The organism is Mycolicibacter heraklionensis (assembly GCF_019645815.1).
In the GTDB taxonomy this organism is placed as follows: Bacteria; Actinomycetota; Actinomycetes; order Mycobacteriales; family Mycobacteriaceae; genus Mycobacterium; species Mycobacterium heraklionense.
Map to the genome: position 1 here is coordinate 2,613,566 of NZ_CP080997.1, position 18,242 is coordinate 2,631,807.

Annotated in this window: 13 protein-coding genes and 1 pseudogene; 7 read left to right on the forward strand and 7 right to left on the reverse strand. The window is 65.7% G+C overall.

Annotation, left to right across the window (positions count from 1 at the left end):
- Window positions 1-265 precede the first annotated feature (265 nt).
- The gene (locus tag K3U94_RS12345; protein WP_220693908.1) at window positions 266-1,024 is read left to right on the forward strand and encodes a lipase family protein; all 759 of its coding nucleotides are present in this window, start codon (window positions 266-268) and stop codon (window positions 1,022-1,024) included.
- Window positions 1,025-1,028: 4 nt separating this feature from the next.
- On the opposite strand, the gene K3U94_RS12350 is transcribed toward K3U94_RS12345, so the two are convergent.
- From K3U94_RS12350 to K3U94_RS12360, 3 genes are all read right to left on the reverse strand, one after another.
- Entirely contained in the window at window positions 1,029-1,502 is a 474-nt protein-coding gene (locus tag K3U94_RS12350) for a hemerythrin domain-containing protein (RefSeq protein WP_220693909.1), read from the reverse strand.
- 147 nt (window positions 1,503-1,649) lie between these two features.
- Window positions 1,650-4,649, reverse strand: a complete 3,000-nt coding sequence (locus tag K3U94_RS12355) for an MMPL/RND family transporter (protein WP_220693910.1) — start codon at window positions 4,647-4,649, stop codon at window positions 1,650-1,652.
- A gap of 75 nt (window positions 4,650-4,724) precedes the next feature.
- Window positions 4,725-6,212 (reverse strand): flavin-containing monooxygenase, encoded by a 1,488-nt coding sequence (locus K3U94_RS12360; RefSeq protein ID WP_047317949.1) that lies wholly within the window; start codon window positions 6,210-6,212, stop codon window positions 4,725-4,727.
- 248 nt (window positions 6,213-6,460) lie between these two features.
- Between K3U94_RS12360 and K3U94_RS12365 the strand changes: the two genes are divergently transcribed.
- From K3U94_RS12365 to K3U94_RS12385, 5 genes are all read left to right on the forward strand, one after another.
- A complete protein-coding gene (locus K3U94_RS12365) occupies window positions 6,461-7,552 on the forward strand; it encodes an AurF N-oxygenase family protein (RefSeq protein ID WP_200900615.1) in 1,092 nt (363 codons plus the stop codon).
- Window positions 7,553-7,649: 97 nt separating this feature from the next.
- Window positions 7,650-8,417 carry a phthiotriol/phenolphthiotriol dimycocerosates methyltransferase gene (locus tag K3U94_RS12370; RefSeq protein ID WP_047318121.1) on the forward strand — a complete coding sequence of 256 codons (768 nt, stop codon included), beginning with the start codon at window positions 7,650-7,652 and terminating at the stop codon, window positions 8,415-8,417.
- Between the two features lie 176 nt (window positions 8,418-8,593).
- Window positions 8,594-9,952, forward strand: coding sequence for a cytochrome P450 (locus K3U94_RS12375; RefSeq protein ID WP_220693911.1), 1,359 nt, complete (start codon window positions 8,594-8,596; stop codon window positions 9,950-9,952).
- Window positions 9,949-10,779 (forward strand): SDR family NAD(P)-dependent oxidoreductase, encoded by an 831-nt coding sequence (locus K3U94_RS12380; RefSeq protein ID WP_220693912.1) that lies wholly within the window; start codon window positions 9,949-9,951, stop codon window positions 10,777-10,779. Before K3U94_RS12375 ends, K3U94_RS12380 begins: the two co-directional genes overlap by 4 nt.
- 70 nt (window positions 10,780-10,849) lie before the next feature.
- Entirely contained in the window at window positions 10,850-11,662 is an 813-nt protein-coding gene (locus tag K3U94_RS12385; RefSeq protein ID WP_047317952.1) for a phthiotriol/phenolphthiotriol dimycocerosates methyltransferase, read from the forward strand.
- Between the two features lie 55 nt (window positions 11,663-11,717).
- Here K3U94_RS12385 and K3U94_RS12390 read toward each other — a convergent pair whose 3' ends face one another.
- Window positions 11,718-12,503 carry an alpha/beta hydrolase gene (locus K3U94_RS12390; protein ID WP_047318122.1) on the reverse strand — a complete coding sequence of 262 codons (786 nt, stop codon included), beginning with the start codon at window positions 12,501-12,503 and terminating at the stop codon, window positions 11,718-11,720.
- Window positions 12,504-12,590: 87 nt separating this feature from the next.
- Window positions 12,591-13,391: pseudogene (locus K3U94_RS12395) on the reverse strand (SDR family NAD(P)-dependent oxidoreductase); the annotation flags it as partial.
- Window positions 13,392-13,550: 159 nt separating this feature from the next.
- Here K3U94_RS12395 and K3U94_RS12400 point away from each other — a divergent pair.
- Entirely contained in the window at window positions 13,551-14,633 is a 1,083-nt protein-coding gene (locus K3U94_RS12400; protein ID WP_230987101.1) for a PE-PPE domain-containing protein, read from the forward strand.
- A 91-nt stretch (window positions 14,634-14,724) separates the two neighbouring features.
- On the opposite strand, the gene K3U94_RS12405 is transcribed toward K3U94_RS12400, so the two are convergent.
- On the reverse strand, window positions 14,725-16,074 hold the full coding sequence (locus K3U94_RS12405; protein ID WP_220693913.1) for a hypothetical protein: 1,350 nt from the start codon (window positions 16,072-16,074) through the stop codon (window positions 14,725-14,727).
- 240 nt (window positions 16,075-16,314) lie between these two features.
- Window positions 16,315-18,063 (reverse strand): hypothetical protein, encoded by a 1,749-nt coding sequence (locus tag K3U94_RS12410; protein ID WP_220693914.1) that lies wholly within the window; start codon window positions 18,061-18,063, stop codon window positions 16,315-16,317.
- Window positions 18,064-18,242 lie beyond the last annotated feature (179 nt).

The window sequence follows — 18,242 nt, forward strand, 5'->3', positions numbered from 1 at the left end:
GGCCCGGCCCGGGGACGACGCCGCGCGGTTGCGCGAGCGCCGCGGTACCACCCCGCTTGCCGCACACCCGTCCTGGGGCGCGACCGCTCGATGTCGGGCTGTGACGGGCCGTCCCGTTCGGTTCTACTGAGCCGTTCCCCAGGAGTAGTCCGGCGGTTCTTCCGAAGGCTCCCCGGTGATGGCCGGATCGATGCCGTTGGTCGGAAGTCTAAGGCCTGCCACCAAGACCCGTGCCGGCAGGGCTGGGACTTCTACACTGATCAACGTGGCATTCAGCCCGTCGTACGCCCGCGACGTGGTGCTGCCCCTGGCATCGGCGGCCTACACCGTGATGTCCGGCGCTGCGCCCACACTGCCGCCCGGCTTCACCCGGACTGCGCTGATCGAGGCCGACCCGGCATACCTGGCCGGCCTGCCCGAGCAGCATCCAGCGAAGGCGATGGCCAAGGACACCAACATCTTCGGGTTGATGGGCCGTGACACCGCCAGTGGCACCGCGTTCCTCGCTTTTCGCGGCAGCTCCGATGTGGCGGACTGGATCGCCGATTTCGACTTCGTCCCGGCGCCCTACGCGCCGGTGCGGGGGTTCGGGCAGGTGCACGCCGGTTTCCAGGAGGTCTACGGCTGCGTTCGCGCGGCCATCGTCGCCAACCTGCCCGCTACGACCAGCGAGTGCCGCCAGATTCTCATCACCGGGCACAGCCTCGGTGCCGCCCTGGCCGTCCTGGCCGCCCCGGATGTCGCCCAGGGGATGCCACCGAACACCCTCGAGCCGCGGCTGACCACATTCGGTGGCCCGCGAGTCGGCGTGGCCGACTTCAAGGCCGCTTTCGACGCCGCCATCGAATGCTGCTACCGCGTGGTGAACTTCCTCGACATCGTCCCGCTGGTGCCGCCCGCGCCGTATGTGCACGTGGGCGCCGAGATCGCCGTGGACAGCGGCGGCGCGGTCGACATCGGCTGGCGGCACAGCTTGGCCGCCTATCACGCCGGCCTCTCGGCACTCATCGCCGGCGAAGCCTGACGGCTCAGGCCGCTCCCCGTGCGCAGGTCCAGCCTTCGGGCATCCGTCCGGCAGCAAGGAATTCGGCCACTGCTGCGGCCACTTCCGGTGCCAACCCAGTGTCGGCGGCCGAGTAGATCACCGGCTCCTCCACCTTGTTGTGGTCGGCGAGCTGGTCCAGCAGCCGGCAGCAGGCGCCTCGTAGCGTGGCATGGTCCGCGCCGGCGCGGGCCAGGTCGTCGAGCGCGTTCATGGTGCGCCAGATCTCGCCATGGCCCCGGATCATCCCGAAGACCGCCATCATGTGGGCGCCCCTGCTGATCGGCGGGAACAGCAGCTGTTCCTCCAGGTAGATGTGGCGTCGCAGCACAGCCAAGGTCGCGCTGAGGCCGTCGGCGTCGACGCTGCCGCCCTCGAGGTCCTGCAGGAAGGCTCTGATTCCGGCGTCGATCTGCAGATGCTCACGCTCCAAAGCGGCAGAAAGGGCTGCATCGGACATGTGTGGCGCTCCCCTCCGGACCGGTCCAGCGACCCCGGCGGGCACCGTTGAACGCCGCGTCAGACCCGCGAATGATTTCTACAATCAGGACTCGTTTAAATCTAGCCCACACGGTGGCGCACTGACCAGAGCCGGTTCAGCCCCAGCTCAGTGGTCGGTCTCGTCCTCCGGCGGCTGAATCGCGGCCAGCACCTCGGTGGGCCGGTCTTCGTCCGCCGCCTTCGCAGGCCGAGCGGACAGCTCCGGGAACGCCGTGGCCACCATGTCCTCGAAGGTCCGGTCATGCTCGTCGGATTTGCCTCCCGCGGCAACCGGCACCGCCACCGACACCGCCCGCGCCGGGTGCTCCCGCACGTTCAGCGGCCACCAGAACCACCGCCCCAGCAGCGCCGCCATCGACGGCATCATGAACGAGCGCACCACCAGCGTGTCGAACAGCAGGCCGAGGCCGATCGTGGTGCCCACCTGGCCCACCACCCGCAGGTCACTGACGAGCATCGACGCCATGGTGAAGGCGAACACCAGCCCGGCAGCGGTGACGACCTTGCCGGTGCCGCCCATGGTCCGGATGATGCCGGTCTTCAGTCCGGCGCCCATCTCCTCTTTGAACCGAGCGACCAGGAGCAGGTTGTAGTCACAGCCCACCGCCAACAGGATGATCACCGACATCACCATCACCAGCCAGTGCAGGTGGATGCCGAAGATGTACTGCCACAGCAGTACCGACAGGCCGAACGACGCCCCCAGCGACGCCAGGACAGTCCCGACGATCACCACTGAGGCGATGAAGCTGCGAGTGATCAACAGCATGATGATGAAAATGATTGCCAGAGACGTGATTCCGGCGATCAGCAGGTCGTAGTCGGCGCTGCCCTGCAAGTCGTTGAAGAGCGCGGCGGTGCCCGCCACATAGATCTTGGCGCTCGACAGCGGGGTGCCCTTCAAAGACTCGGCGGCGGCCTTCTTGATCAGGTTGACCCGCGCCATGCCCTCCGGAGTTGCCGGGTAGCCGTCGTGGGTGATGAAGAAGCGCGCCGCATGCCCGTCCGGCGACAGGAACAGCTGGATCACGCGTTTGAAGTCCGGGTTGTCGAAAGCCTCGCGGGGCAGGTAGAACGAGTCGTCGCTTTTCGCCGCGTCGAAGTCCTGACCCATCGCCGCCGAGTCGCCGCCGACCTCCTCGATCTGCGCCATGATGCCCGACATGGTGCTGTGCAAGGTGAGCATCATGGTTTGCAGGCTGCGCAAGGCTGCGATCTGCGCCGGCATCATTGCCAGCAGCTGAGGCGTCACCACATCGATGTTGCTCATGTCGGGCGCCAGCTCGTTGATCTTGTCGGTGAGCAGCATCGTGCCGTCCATCGACGCGTACGCCGCCCGCAGCGACAAGCAGGTGGAATCACTGCCGCAATTCTGTTGCTTCTCAACGGATTCGCGAAGCGACTTCGAGTTCTCGTTCAAGTCGGTGATGTTGCCGCGCACCTGCTGGGCCAGGTCCATCGCCTCCTGCGAGACCCCGGTCGCGTGATGGGTGTTAGCACCCAGCTGCTGCATCAGCGCGTACATCCGCTGCAGCGACGCGATGGTTCCCTCGAGATCGTCGGCTTGCTGGCGCATGTCGGCCACCCGGTTCTTGACGAAGTCCAGGTTCTGCATCTGCCCGGCGTTCTGCATGCTGAGCAGGAACGGAATCGAGGTGTGTCCGAGCGGAGTGCCCTCCGGGCGGGTCACCCCCTGCACCATCGCGACACCCTCGACGGCGAACACGCTCTTGGCCAGCTTGTTGAGCACCAGGAAGTCCGCGGAGTTGCGCATGTCGTGATCGGATTCGATCAGCAGCACCTCCGGCAGCAGGCGCGATTCCGGGAAGTGCCGCGCCGCGGCCGCCCAGCCGAGGTTGGCCGGCGTGTCCTGCGGGATGAACGACGGGTCCTTGTAGCTCACCTTGTAGCCGGGCAGCGCGAGCAGGCCGACCAGCGCGATCGCGCAGGCGGCCACGAAGATGGGGCCGGGCCAGCGCACGATCGCTGTGCCCACCTTGCGCCAGCCTCGGTCGGACATCTTGCGCCGCGGTTCGAGCAGCCCGCGGCGAGTGGCGACAGCCAGCACCGCTGGGACCAGCGTCAGCGCGATCGCCACCGCGACCAGCATGCCGACCGCACACGGCACACCCATGGTCTGAAACACCGGCAACCGGGTGAAGCTCAGGCAGAACGTGGCGCCCGCGATGGTCAGGCCCGAGGCCAGCACCACATGGGCGACGCCGCGATACGTGGTGAAGTACGCCGTCTCCGGGTCTTCGCCGGCATGGCGGGCTTCGTGGTAGCGGCCGATGAAGAAGATGCCGTAGTCGGTGCCGGCGGCGATCGCCAAGGTCACCAGGATGTTGATCGCGAACGTGGACAACCCGATCAGGTCGTTGTGCCCCAGGAACGCGACGATGCCGCGCGCCGCCGCCAGCTCGACCCCGACGACGGCCAGCAGCAGCGCGACGGTGCTGATCGATCGGTACAACAGCAGCAGCATCAGCGAGATCACCGAGACGGTGGCCACCAGGATCTTGAGCACCGCCCGGTCGCCGCTGGTGTTCATATCGGTGACCATCGGCGCCGGGCCGGTGACGTAGGCCCGCACCCCCGGGGGCGCCGGTGTGCGGGCCACGACGTCGCGGACCGCCTCGACGGAGTCGTTGGCCAGCGCCTCACCCTGGTTTCCGGCGAGGTTCAGCTGAACCAATGCGGCCTTGCCGTCCGAACTTTGGGCGCCTCCCGCGGTGAGCGGGTCCCCCCAGAAGTCCTGGATGTGCTGGACGTGTTTGGTGTCGGCGTTGAGCTGGGCGATCAGCTCGTTGTAGTAGTGGTGAGCGGCGTCGCCGAGGGGCTCGTCGCCTTCGATGACGATCATCGCCGCGCTGTCGGTGTTGGACTCGGCGAAGTCGTGCCCCAGCCGTGCCATCGCTTGAATCGACGGTGAGTCTTTGGCGCTCAACGACACCGGGTGTTCCTTGGCGACCTGCTCCAGCGGCGGGACCGCGATGCTCACCAGCGCGGTGATCGCCACCCAGCCGACGATGATCGGCCACGCGAACCGGCGGACGAATGCGGCCGCGGACGACCGGTCGTGGTTCAGGTGGTGTGTACGCGTCACTTTCTGCGGCCCCTCACCTGACAATGTGCCCAAACGATCACTGTAACCCCCTGTTCAGGACCGTAGCAGCGGAAACTATCCGATCAGATAGTCCGAGAGCGGGAAGTGGTCCTGCTCCTTCACAGCGCTGCGCACCGAGGTCGGCCGGAAGAGCGGAGCCTCCCCGGTGTTCTGGTTGAACCAGTAGGAATTCGACGTCGCGCAGTTGCCGAGGTGGAACACCGAGCTGTCCAGCAGGCTCATCATCCGCTCGTAGAACCGGGTGTTGGCTTCCTCGGTGACTTCGAACGTCTGCGCCTGGCGCCGCTGCACCTCACTGAACAACCGGTTCATGTGCCGGGTCTGGTATTCGACGGTGTTGAACCAGGACAGCCCGACCCACGAGAACGGGCTGGACATGTTGATGAAGTTCGGAAATTGCGGGGCGGTCATGCCCTGGTAAGCCTGGAAACGGGTCTCACGCCACCATTTGCCCAGGTTGCGCCCGCCGCGACCGATCACCTCGATCGCCGGCAGGTTGCCCTCCCACACGTCATATCCCGTCGCCAGCACCAGGGTGTCGATCTCGCGCTTGGTGCCGTCGCGCGCCACGATGCCGTCGGGTTCGATCCGCTCGATCCCCTCGGTCACCAGATGCACATTCGGCTTGGCGAACGTCGGGTAGTAGTCGTTGGAGATCGACGGACGCTTGCAGCCGAAGTCGAAATCGGGCCGCATCTTCTCGGCGAGTTCGCGATCCCGCACCGCCCGACGCCGATGCAGCGCCGATTGGGCCGCCATCGCCTTGTTGACGAACTTGAAGCGCCGGTAGCGCCACATGGTCAGGACCATCATGAAGTCGGTGGTGTTGTCGGTGAGCCACCGCACGATGCGCTGGGTGAACGGCACCCGGGCGAACATCCTTTGCACCACGGGCGGGAAGACCACGTCGGACTTGGGCGTCACCAGGATCGGGGTGCGCTGGTACACCGTCAGATCGGCGACCTCTTTGGCCAGCTCGGGGATCACCTGGATCCCGGTGGAGCCGGTTCCGATGACCGCCGCGCGGCGCCCGGCCATCGAGTAGTCGTGGTCCCACTCCGCGGTGTGCACGATGTGGCCGGCGAAGGTGTCGATGCCGGGGATGTCCGGGATCTTCGGCTGGCAGAGGAAGCCGGTGGCGACGATGAGGAACTGCGACGTCAGCGTCTCGCCGCCGGCCAGCGACGTCCGCCATACCTTCGCGTCCTCGTCCCACTGGGCGCCGTCGACCGTGGTGTTGAAGCGCATGAAGCGCTCGACGTCGTACTTCTTCGCGACATGCTCGGCGTAGGCCTGGACCTCGTTACCGGGCGCGAACAGCCGCGACCAGTACGGGTTGGGCTCGAACCAATAGGAATAGGTGGTCGACGGCTGGTCGACGGACAGGCCCGGATAGTGGTTGACCCGCCAGGTGCCACCAAGACCGTCCAAGCGGTCGACGATGACGATGTTCTCGTAGCCCAGCTTGTTGAGTTGGATAGCCGTGCCGATGCCGCCGAAGCCCGCGCCCACGATGACGGCGTCGTATTGCTGGGTCCCCATAAGGAGAACACGCTACCCCAAGGCCGCAATATGTCGCTGTGCGCGCAGGTCAGCCCCATTTTCGGGGGTCCCGCCGCGGCAAGATAAAGTAATGGCCGCCGCCTGATACCAACATGATGCCGATCACACTCAAGTGAACGGGCAAACCTTACTGTTTTGCCAAACTTGACGGTAAGCTTCGGCTGTCCCACCCCAGGATGGGTGCGACTCTGGGGGCCAGGGGGCCCGGAATTTAGAGGATGGTTCCAATGCCGACCGTCGTGATCGACATCTGCTGGTTGCTGGCCGGCATTTTGGCGATCGCCTCGGTACCCTATGCCGGTTTGTACCTGGTCAGACGCTTGAAGAACGCCATGTACGTCGGGGACGACGTCTCTTACGGAGAAACGTTGGCGACGCTGTCCGAAAGCTCGGTGCGACGCAACTTCAACCCGTATGTCGACATCGACTGGAATGATCCCGAACTCGCGGTCAAAGCGGATGACCCCCGCTGGGTGCTGTCGGGAGCGGACCCACTGGGCCGCCACCCCTGGTATCAGGCGCAGCCCCTGGAGAAGAAGATCGCGATGGGCATGTGGCGCCAGGCCAACATGGCCAAGGTCGGTGTGCAGTTCGAGGGCATTCTGGTGCGGGGCCTCATGCACTACACGTTCTGGGTGCCGAACGGCTCGCCGGAGTACCGCTACTGCCTGCACGAGTGCATCGAGGAATGCAACCACACTCTGATGTTCCAGGAGTTGGTGAACCGCATCGGAGTCGATGTGCCCGGTATGCCGCGGTGGCTGCGGCTGCTCTCCCCATTAGTGCCGCTGTACGCCGGGCCGTTGCCCAACTCGTTCTTCTTCGGGGTCCTGGCCGGCGAGGTCCCGTTCGACTACCTGCAGACCCTTGCCCTTCGCGAAGAGGACAGCGTGCCCGCGATCATCCGGCGGATGATCGGCATCCACGTCGCCGAAGAGGCACGGCACATCTCGTTCGCCCACAAGTACCTGGAGCGGCGGGTGCCTCGACTGTGGTGGAGCAGCCGGTTCTTTCTCTCGCTGTACGTGCCCGTGGTCATGCGGATGCTCGGCCAGGCGATGGTGGTGCCGCCCCGCAAGTTCTTCCGCGAGTTCGGTGTTCCGAAGTCGGCGCGCAAGCAGTGGTTCTTCGGTACTCCGGAAGCACGCCAGACGTGGCGGGACATGTTCGCCGACGTTCGGATGGTGTGCCACGGGCTCGGACTGATGAATCCCGCCGCGCGCCTGATGTGGCGCATCTGCAAGATCGACGGAGCGCCGTCGCGGTACCGCGGTGAACCGCAACGGGCGCAGCTGCCGGTGCAACTCACCGAGGTCTAAAGCCCGCTTCCAGCTGTGCCATACTTTCGGTATGGTGCGTTCCCCATCTGAGACCTTGGAAAAAGTCGGCGCCGATCTGGTTTACCGCATCTCGGCGATGCCGCTGTACAAGAAGGCCTTCAAATACTGGTACCCGTTCATGACCAAGCGGATGGGACACGACGACGTCGTCTTCCTCAACTGGGGCTATGAGCAGGACCCCCCGCTGGGCCTGAAGCTGGATGAGGCCGACGAGCCGAACCGGTACTCGATCCAGCTCTACCACCAGACCGCCACCCAGATCGACCTGACCGGCAAGAAGGTGCTGGAAGTCAGCTCCGGCCACGGCGGCGGCGCATCTTTCCTGGCTCGGACCCTCAAGCCCGCCTCCTACACCGGCCTGGACTTCAACCCCGACGGCGTCGCCTTCTGCCAGAAGCGTCACCAGGTGCCGGGCTTGGACTTCGTGCAGGGTGACGCACTGAACCTGCCGTTCGGCGACAACTCGTTCGACGCGGTGGTCAACGTGGAGGCCTCGCACATCTACCCCGACTTCGCGCAGTTCGTCCGTGAGGTGGGACGGGTGCTGCGTCCGGGCGGGCACTTCCTGCACACCGACTTCCGCGCCAAAGAGGACATCGAGTCCTGGCAGCAGACCTTGGCCACCCCGCCGCTGCGGCTGGTCAACGAGCGCGACATCAGCCGGGAGGTCGTTCGCGGCCTGGCGGCCAACTCGCCGCGCTCCAACGATCTGATCAACGAGCGGATGCCGTTCTTCCTGCGCCGCTTCGCCCGGGAGTTCGCCGTGGTGGAGGGGTCGCTGTTCTACCGCGACCTGGACCGGGGCGAGATCACCTACCGCATTTTCGACCTCGTCAAGGACTGAGGACGCCGCGTCGAAGCGCCGGAGCGGATCGGGACTGACGTCCCGGTGCTCCGGCGCTTCTTTGGTGACCGACGTCCCTTCAGGCGACGGAGGCAACCGGGTTAGGGTGGCGGCTACTGGCCGATCGCGGGCCAGTCGCGCTCCCAACCCGACGATCGTGATGAGGGGCTTGCCAGATGGATCAGAAGGACCTGACGCGTCGGCTTCGTTTTCGCGCCAGTCTGCTCAAGATCGGCACCGACGGGCTTATCGGGGTGGTCCGCGACCGGGCGACCGCCTACCGGTACGCCCTGACCGGCCGCGAAACCGCGCCGCTGACCGACTTCGACCCGTTCGCGCTCGAGACGATGCACGACCCCTACCCGGGATATCGCACGCTGTTCAACGGTCCGAAGGTCTGGTACAGCCGCAAGCGCGGCATCTGGATCATTCCGGGCTATGACGAGGTCCGGCAGGCGTTGCGCGACGACGAGGCGTTGTCCTCGGCGGAGAGCCAGGCCCGGTTCCGGGTGCACCTGCAGACTATGAACGCCACCGACCCGCCGGTGCACACCCGGCTGCGCCGGTCGGTGTCGCGGGCGTTCACTCCCCGGGCGATGAAGTCGTGGGAGATCAACATCAACCGCGCCGCCGACGAACTCGTCGCCGCGATGATCAAGCGCGGGCGCGTCGAGATCGTGGCCGACCTGGCCAAGCCGCTTCCGAACCGGTTGATCACCATGATGCTGGCGATACCGCAGGAAGACCGCCACCAGTTCCTGGAATGGGCGGACACCATCAATGAGGCCGCGTTCGCACCGCTGAACCTGCGCGGGATGACGATGAACATGCGCTCCAGCCAGGCGGTTGCCGCGATGTACCGCAGCCTCTACCCGATGATCAAGGCGCGCCGCGCTGAGCCCGGCGACGACCTGATCTCCATGCTGGCGGCGCCCAGCGGGGACGACACCCTCTCCGACGACGAGGTGTTCTGGACCGCGTCGATGCTGGTCGGCGCTGGCAGCGAGACCACCACGAACCTCATCTCGGGTCTGTTTCTGACGCTGGCGCAGCGCCCGGACGTCTACACCCGGCTGCGCGAACACCCCGAGCTCATCCCCGCAGCCATCGAAGAGCAGCTGCGGCTGGTCTCCCCGGTGCAGGGGTTCTACCGGACCGCGACCCGCGACTATCGGGTCGGCGACCACACCATCCCGGCTGGTGCGCGGGTGCTGGTGCTCTACGCGGCCGCTAACCGCGACCCGGCGCACTACCCGGATCCCGACACGTTCGACCTGGACCGCAATCCGACCGACCACCTCGCCTTCGGTGGCGGCGCGCATTACTGCCTGGGCACCCATCTGACCCGCATCGAAGTGAGCCGGGTGTTGACGCAGCTCATCCCCCATGTCAAGGCCATCAGGCTGGCCGGGGAGCACCGCCACCTGGTCAATGCGACGATGCGCGGCCTGGAGCACTTGCCCGTCGAGCTGGTGCCCGCCGAGGCGGGCGTGGACCCCGCGGCCGCACCGTCCGGGCACACCGGCACCCGATGAGCGGCCAGCCGGTAGCGCTGGTCACCGGAGCGACGAGCGGGATCGGCGAGGCGACCGCCGACCGGCTGCAGGCCGCCGGCTACCGTGTCTTCGCGGTGGGACGCAATCCCGAAGCGCTGCAACGCCTTGCGTCACGCGGGCTGACCGCGCGCGCCCTCGATGTCACCGATGAGGCCGCGGTGGATCGGCTTGTCGCGGAGATCACCGCGGACCACGGCGGGGTCGATGTCCTGGTCAACAGCGCGGGATTTCCGCTGACGTGTCCGCTCGAACAAGTGGCTCTCGATGACTTGCGCAGCCTGTTCGAGACCAATGTGGTTGCGACACTTCACTTAATCCAGACAGTCCTGCCGGGGATGCGCCGGCGCAGGTCCGGCGTCATCGTCAACATCGGCAGTACCGGCGGGCGGTTCGCCAGTCCGGGAGCCGGTGGCTACCACGTGATCAAGTACGGCATGGAGGCGCTGTCGCTGTCGCTGCGCGCCGAAGTCGCCCCGTTCGGGGTGCGGGTGGTGCTGCTGGACCCGACGGCGGTGCGGACCCCGTTCGTCACCTCGCAGCAGGAGGCGCAACCGTCCTACGCCGACGATGATCCCTACCGCAGCTTCAAGATCCGCTACGCCGACAACACCCGCCAGCTCTCTGCCAAGCGTGGCGTGATGATCGAGCCCGATGTCGTCGCCCGTGCCGTGTTGCGCGTGGTCCGGGCCAAAAATCCCAGACCGCGCTACGTGGTTGGGCTCTCCGGCAAGGCCACCGTGCTGGCGCGAGCCGTGTTGACCGATCGGATGTGGGACCGAATCGTGATGCGCGGTCTACACGACTGACTACGTCGCCGTCGGCGACCCGGGCACGGCGGGGTCTCCAGAATCGTGAGATACTTTTTCGATGGTCACGATGAACCGCCTGATCTTCAATCCGGTATCCCACCGCGTCATGACGAACCCGTTCGTCTACCACCTGTTGTTCACGTCGTTCGTGACCAAGCGGTTCTCTACCCAGACCAAGATGCTCAGCGGCGACGACTGGTTGTTCCTCAACTACGGCTACGAAGAGGACCCGCCGATGGCGGTGCCGCTGGAGCCTTCCGACGAGCCCAACCGGTTCTTCATCCAGCAGTACCACCGCACCGCCGCCCTGGCTGATCTGGCCGGCAAGAAGGTGCTTGAAGTGAGCTGTGGTCACGGGGGCGGCGCGTCGTATGTGGCCCGCACCTTCAAGCCCGCCTCCTACACCGGCCTGGACCTCAACGAGACCGCCATCGAGTTCTGCCGGGAGCGCCACCAGCTGCCCGGGATGGACTTCGTGCAGGGCGACGCCGAGAACCTGCCCTTCGAGGACGGCTCGTTCGACGTGGTGTTCCAGGTGGAGGCATCGCACCTGTACCCGCACCCGGCACGCTTCTTCAACGGCGCGGCGCGGGTGCTGGCCCCCGGCGGGCACTTCCTCTACACCGATTTCCGCCGCCGCAGTGAGTTGGCCCAGTGGGACGCCGAGCTGGCCGCCACCGGGTTGCGGCTGGTGGTGCAAGAGGACATCAGCATGGACGTGTTGCGCGGAAACGAGAAGAACTTGGCCCGCAAGCAGGACATGATCGCCCACCACGGCGGTCTGGCCCGCTTCGCCAGCGCCGCGACCGACTGGACCTTCAACGGCGCCCTGAAGAACGGCGAGTTCGTCTACCGCCTGTACCACTTCACCAAGGACTAGTTCACCAAGGACTAGGCGGCGGGCCGATCAGGCCCGACGGCTTTGTAGACGGGCCTTACAGTCCGCGGGCACCGAGCCAGCGGTGAATGCGTTCGGCCACGGCCTCCCAGCCCGGTTCGAGCATCATGTTGTGGCCCATGCCTGGAAAGAACTCGGCCTCGGTGCCGTAGGCATGTGCGGTGGCCTGCACCTCTTTGCAGGTGTGCGCACCGTCCTCTTCGGCGCCCAGCACCAGCAGGGGCGTGTTCACCCGCTTCGGACGTGGCAGGTTGAGCATCAAGCAGTCGACGCTGACTCGCGCGCTGTCCTCCTGAAGCCGTGCCGCGCATTCCAGCACAGCGTGCTCCGGGGTGGTCTCGGAGAAGAACTTCTCCCGGGCCAGCTCCGGTGTGTTGATGTAGGGCAGCGCCTTTCCGGTGACTGCCATCTTGATGGCGTGCCACGGCCGATTGCGCAGCCAACGCAGACTCGACCCGTAATTGCCCTGCGGGGGAATCGAGGCCATCAGGACCCCGGCCGGCGCCGGCCGGCTCTCCAGGTACTTCTGCACGATCAGCCCGCCCATCGAGTGACCGATCACCACCGGAGGGACCGGCAGCTCGTCGGCGACCGATCGGACATCTTGGACGTAGTCCTCGACGCTACAGGTTCGCAGCGGCTTGTCGTTGGTGCTGCTGCCGTGGCCGCGGAAACTGACGGCCAGCGCGCGGTAGCCGAGATCGGCGAAATATCCGAGGAAATTCTCGTCCCAGCACCACGCGGCGTGCCACGCACCGTGGACGAACAGCAAAGGAACAGGATGGGCCTCGCTGACGCAGCCCTTATCGATCACCTCAAGCACGACACTGCTCCCCCTGTCCAGCGACCTGCCCCTGACTGACTTCGACGATAGCCCGGCCTTCCCCGTCCCGGCTTTACGCGTCGACAGTGGCGTGCGCCGTGCCAGCAACGGTAGCAGCGGGCCGTGCGGCACGACACGGTAGACGCCCACGAGCAGCCGATTCGCCCATCCCGGCGTCACCCGGCCTCGCCCTGCGGCCATGCCGTCGACGGCCGCCCGGGCAACCTGGTCCACGGACTTCCACATCACTGCGGGCAGCACCCGCCTGCGCTCACCCGCCCGGAACCCGGCCGCGACATCCAATCCGGTGTCCACCGGTCCCGGGCACAACACGGTGGCGGTGACACCGGTGCCCCGCAGTTCGCTCCGCAAACTTTCGGTGTACGACGCCACGAAGGCTTTGGCGGCGCCGTAACTGGCCTGGCCCGGCAGCGGGCCGAACGCGGCAACCGATGACACATTCAGCACGGCGCCGCGTCCCCGCGCGACCATGCCCGGTAGGAACCGGGTGCACAGGTCGACGACAGCGGCCACGTCAATCTCGATCAGGCCCAGTTGCCGTTCCGGCTCCGTCTTCGCGACCAGCCCCACCATGGCCACACCGGCGTTGTTGACCAGCACTTCCGGCACCAAGCCGAGATCGGCGATCCGACCCGGCATTGCGGCTCGCTCGGTCGGGTTGGCCAGGTCCGTGGGCAGCACGTGTACCGGTGGCAGGTGTAGCGCGCTCAGTTCATCGGCCAGGGCGTGCAAGCGGTCGGCGCTGCGCGCGACCAGAATCAGCTGGTGGCCGCGCCGCGCGAGCTCGCGTGCCATCGCCGCACCGATCCCCGATGACGCGCCGGTGACTATCGCCGCGCGGTCGTCGCCGGGAGCTGGAAGAGCCACGGGCTCAGCCTATCTCCCGTGGCGCCTGCGGCCAGCAAACCCGCGCCGGCCGACCAGCGCCTATGGGTATGCCTAGGGGTTTGGGCACCTCGGCGCGCGCTGGGTCAAACTCCTGTGTACGCTGACACGAGCATGTGTCTGAGATAAATGGGGGATCAGATGACGCATTCCAGCTATCGATGGTTGACGGCCGGTGTTTTGGCCGGGGGCTGTGCCGGCCTGATGGGGCTGACCTCGATGTTCAACGCATCGTTCGCTTTTGGGGAGAGCAACGGCACGGCGTTGATCATGGGCTACGTCCTGACGCCCGATCCCGGTGCGGTCTACGACCAACGGGTGATGGACCTGTTCATCAATCCCGCCAATCCGTTTCCGGGGCAGTCGGTGTATCCGGGTTACACCCCGGTCGTCGAACCGCTGAATCCCTCCGATTACCAACAGAGCCTTCTCGACGCCGCCAAGACCCTGAACCAGGACATTGCGCGTCACCTGGAGGACGGGCCGGTGACGGTGTTCGGCGTCTCCTCGACCACGGCGATCGCCACTCAGGCCATGATCGACCTCGCCCAGGCCGGCGCGGGCGTACCTGACCCGGCGAATCTGCATTTCGTGCTGGTCGAGGATCTGAACTCGCCCAACGGCGGTATCTTTACCCGCTTTCCGCTCGACTTCGGCAGCCTCCCGCCCACCCCCGTCGATACGCCGTACACCACCGACATCTACAACTTCGAGTACAGCGGCGCCACCGACTTCCCGAAGTATCCGTTGAATCTGCTGGCGCTGGCGAATTCGATGATGGGCTACCTCTATCTGCATCCGTACCTGATCACCGGCTACCCCAGCTCTTGGGACCCGAGCGCGATGGCTGACGCGGTGAAGCTTCCGATGTCCGAGGGGTATGACGGTGACACATCGATCTACCTGATCCCGACCATGAACCTGCCGCTGCTCGAGTCAGTGCGACAGTTCCCGTTGTTCGGGCCGGCAATGGCCGACTTGATTCAGCCCGCGCTGCGGGTGCTGATCGACCTGGGCTATGACCGCTCTGATCCCGCCGATATCGTCACCCCGATGTCGTGGGGCATGCCGAGTATCGACTGGGACCTGGTGTCGCAGAATCTCCAACTCGGTGTCGAGCAGGGCTGGACGGCCGCACAGGTCGACTTGGGTCTGCTGCCGCAGTCCGCGCTGCCGGACCTCTACCCCTACCTGCCGGACCTGTCGGGTCTGATCGGCACCTAGCACGCAGATACGCCGCTACCGCTGGGCGTCGCCGAATCTCAAGCCGCCCAAGGCCGTTGGATACCGGCTGGCCTGTGGGCGCTGCGAGCCCCTACTCCGGGGTGACGTTGAAGACGGCGTCCCACAGACCCTGGATGTCGAAGGGCCCGATGATCCCGGAGTTGTCGAAGATGTTGTACCAGTAGTCACCGAAGAAGGCCTGAAGCTGCTCGGGTGTGGGCAGGAAGCCGGTGGTGTCGATGACCGGGTCGGGCGGCAGCGGGTTCTTGATGTCGAGCAACACGGTGCCCAGGCGCCACAACCACGCCTGCGTGTCGATCATCTCTGGGTTGGAGATGTTAGCGGTGCCCTCGTCGTAGGCGTCCATCCATTCGCCGATGACGGGGTTGCCCGGCCACAGGTCGTCCACGATCTTCACCAGCCAGTAGAAGCTGGGGGTGTTCCAGTCCTCGGGGTTGAAGATGTTGCCGCCGGGCTCGGGAAGCAGGCACGGCCCGGGACATAGCGGGCTGCCCGGGATGAACGGGTTGAAGGCCAGCAGGGATGAGGCGATCAGCGACTGCAGTGTGCGCGCGAACTCGATCGGGTCTGGCAGGTTGAACTTGTCGACGTCGAACGGCTGCATCAGGCTGTCGAAGAAGTTGACGAACGGCGTGCTGAAGTCCATCGCGTAGTAGCTGCCCGCCCATGGCATCAGTGGGGCGTCCGGGTCGATATTGGGGTAGTCCTCGGGGTTCAGCCCCAGTTCCGCCAGGGTGCGAGTGCCCTCCCAGTAGTACATGTCGTTGGCGTAGCCGATGTTGACCATGCCTGGCCCGTTGGGGTCGAAGTAGAACTCGTTGCCGTCCGTCATGTCCGAGAACGGGATCTGGAACCAGTTCTGGATCAGCGGGAAATTCTGCAGGCCCAGAGCGATCAGCACGCTCCAGAGGGACTGGTCGATCCAGGTGAAGCCGGTGAGCGGGCTGGTCGGCATGGCCGGCAGGCAGTCCAGACCCGCACAGCTCAGATCGATCGGAATCTGAACATTGGCCAGCATGGACAGCTGCTGCCCGAGGCCGGGGAAGAGTCGGTCCCCCTCATGACCGGCGCCGGAGATCTCCGGGAACGGGAACATCATCTGAAGGATGCCCTCGAAGTGCCCCATGTCGCCGGGGTCCTCGCCCCAGGCGTTCGTCGGACTTCCGGCCATCCACGGGCCGCTGTAGAACAGCGACTTCGCCAGCGTGTCCATCGCGTGGATCTCGTTCGCCGGAATGTTGACCAGTGCCTGGAACAGGTTCAGCGGAACGTTCAACAGTGATTCGCCGGCGCTGAGCTGCGGATCCAAGTGCACCGTGGGCAGCTCCGGAAGCGCGGGCGCCCCCGGAGCGACGGCGATGAGTCCAGCGGTGGTGACAGCCAGCCCCGCGGAAAAGTACGAACGCAAGGCTGCAACCATCCCGATTTCCTCCAACACGCTAAAGTAAGTACCGACGCGGCTCGGCCGCGTACGGTTCATGCAATCTACCAAAGTGTTACCTGAGCGCAAATCGAGAGTCACATGTCGGCAATCGATGCAGACGCTGTATTTGGCATGAGAACGATCGGGCAATCGAGGCGCTAGCGCCCCGAAACGCACGGCAGCCCGGCCGTGTGAACGGGCCGGGCTGCCGTGAGGTCGCGCTGACGCGGAGTCGATCTAGAAGGGGAACCAGCTCGCGAGCTCGCTCCACAGCGCGTCGAGATCGGTGACGAGTCCGCCGCTCGGGTCGAGGAACCGCAGGAAATCGTCCCAGAGCAGCAGCGAATTCTTGCCGCCGAAGTCACCGATCTCCTGCTCGTCCAGCGGCAGGTCGGGGTTCCAAGTCGGCGGCATGTAGTAACCGGTCTCGGGGTTGATCGGCCACGGCCCCAGCAGGCCCGGGTCGGTCAAGATCCCGCCATTGACGGCCAGGGCCGGCAGATAGGGGTTGATGTCCGCGAGCATGTCGATGATCTGGTTGTGGGTGTCCGCGTCGAAGGTGAACATCCCGGTCTGCAGAGCAGAGATACCGGCCAGGATCTGCTCGTCGGTCCCGCCGTTGGCATTGCCGACGGCGTTCTCCCCTGTCTGCTCGGTCAGGTCGATCCACTGCTGGATCAGTGGGTTGGGGGCGCCGATGGCCTGGATCGACTTGACGAGGTCCAGGCTGGTCACTCCCCACGGCGGGGCGATCGGCGGCATGTTGCACAGTCCCGGGCACAGCGGGCTGCCGGCGACGTACGGGTTGAAGTCGACCACCATTCCGGCGATCAGCGCCTTCATGGCCTGGAAGACGTCGTCGGAACTACCGAAGTGGAAGCCGGTGAGCGGGTCGTCGCCGTTGACGCTCCAGTCGACCGGCTGCATCAGGCTGTCAAACCACCGCCCGAGGGGCCCGAACGGGTCCAGCTTGAAGGTCAGGCCCGCCCACGGCATCAGATTGACCTGGTTGCCGTACTCGTCGAGGTAGACGCTGCCGTCGGGATTGAGGAGCGGATGCGTGCCCGGGTAGCCGAACCCAGGCTGGGCCTCGCTGCCCGGGACCGCGTCCAGCGGTGAGCCCGGCACGGCCCCGCCCTCACCCACGCCGGCATCCGGGTTGGCGATGCCGCCGGAGGTCGGGTTGTCGGGGTCACTCCACGGGCTGTCCGGGAACTTGTAGCCGTTCAACATGTCCTGGATCGGCACCTTGAGCCAGTACTTGAACAGGTCCAGCTGATTGTCGTCGTTAGGGAAATTGGTGAACTTCAGGAAGAAGTTCAACGTCGCGTCCAAACCGGTGATCCCGGTGATCGGCTCGACCGGAGACATCGGGTAACACTGGATCGAGTCACACGACGCGCTGATCGGCAACAGGGCCGCGGCGAACATCGCGAACTGCTGGCCCCAGCCCGCCGTGCCGTTGGCCAACGCATCCGGATCGATCGCCGGGTCGAAGGCACCGGAGAGCTGCGGGGCGAACGGAAGCATGAAGTCCATGATCGCCATGAAGTGGCCCGGGTCGCCCGGGTCCTCACCCCAGATATTGGTGGCACTCGGGGTGAACCAGTTGCCGGTGAAGAAGAACGAGTTCGCCAAGACGTTGGTGGCCTGCACCTCGTTGTACGGGATGTTGACGAAATCCTGGAACAGGTTGAACGGAATGTTGAGCAACGACGCCTCGGCCGCCAGCATCACGGCCCGCTCGGCGGCGCTCAGGTCCGAAGCCCACGGGGCGACCGGCGAGAGCGGGGTGACCGCCGCGACGGCGGTCGCTGCGGCGACGGCGGCGCCAGCTGTCGCGTACCGACGCTGGGGCGCCGTCAGGCGGGTACCGGCAGTCGCAGATCGACGCTGTGGCGCCGCACGATGCGCGCCGGCAGTCGCGGATCGGCGCTGCGGGATGGCCACCGGGCCCCCGGCGATCGCGAATCGTCGCTGCGGCACCGCTCGATGCGCTCCGCCCGTTGTGTACCGACGCTGACGCGTCCCCCCATTAATCACACATCCCCCTCATAGTCCCCCACGGACCGTGACAGCATATAGGTGCCGCAGCCGTGGTGTCTAAGCGAGCAGTGATTAACTTACATCACTTGAGGAATGTTTTCCGCTCAGTTCCACGTAAT